The sequence below is a fragment of the bacterium genome (assembly GCA_024224155.1).
Taxonomy (GTDB): Bacteria; Acidobacteriota; Thermoanaerobaculia; order Multivoradales; family JAHEKO01; genus CALZIK01.
Genome location: JAAENP010000380.1, coordinates 1 through 704 on the forward strand (window position 1 = coordinate 1; position 704 = coordinate 704).

The 704-nt window shown below is 64.1% G+C and carries 1 protein-coding gene; it reads left to right on the forward strand.

Translation table 11 applies throughout. The annotated features are described in order from the left end of the window. Positions 1-425: 425 nt before the first annotated feature. On the forward strand, positions 426-704 hold a 279-nt coding region (locus GY769_19255), incomplete at its 3' end, for an AbrB/MazE/SpoVT family DNA-binding domain-containing protein (GenBank protein ID MCP4204059.1).

Consider the following 704-nt stretch of genomic DNA (forward strand, 5'->3'; position numbering starts at 1 on the left):
CCGATCGAGCCTCGATCCGACTTTGTCAGCCGATGATGGAGGGCGATTGAGCCTCAGACGACTTTTGTCGGCCGAAGAAGAAGCGCGAATGAGACTCGATCAGGGTTTGTCGGCCGAGGAAAAAGTGCGAATGAGGCTCATTCAGGCTTTGTCGGCCGGAGAAGAAATGCGATCGAGGCTCAGATGCCGCCCATTCCGAGCGGCAGATCGGCTCTCCCAACCACTCGCGGCCGACGGGGCGGTGGGCGACGGACGTCCGAGGCCACGTCGCTGCCGATCCGCGCCGGCCCTCGGTCCGCGGAGGCCGAAGAACCGGCCGAGACCGCAGTGCCGCAGTGAACGTCGCCCTCGAGACGGCCTTTCCGTAGCGATTCTGCTAGAGTCCATTCATCGATCGGGGGAGTCCCTGGCAAGGAGATGTCGACATGATCAAGGAAACACAGCTGGTCAAGATGGGCGACGCCCTGGGAGTCCGGATCCCGGAGACGCTGGTCGACAAGTACGGTCTTCAAGACGAGGTCGTGCTCGAGGAGCGGGACGAAGGGCTCTTGATCCATGCCCGGCGTGAAGCCAGGCTCTCGTGGGCAGAGACCTACCGGCAGATGGCGGCGGCAGAAGCGGACTGGTCCGATTGGCTGAACCTCCACGACGAGCACGAGCCCCCCACACGCGCAGGCGCTATGACCCCCCCCTCGCCAACCCGG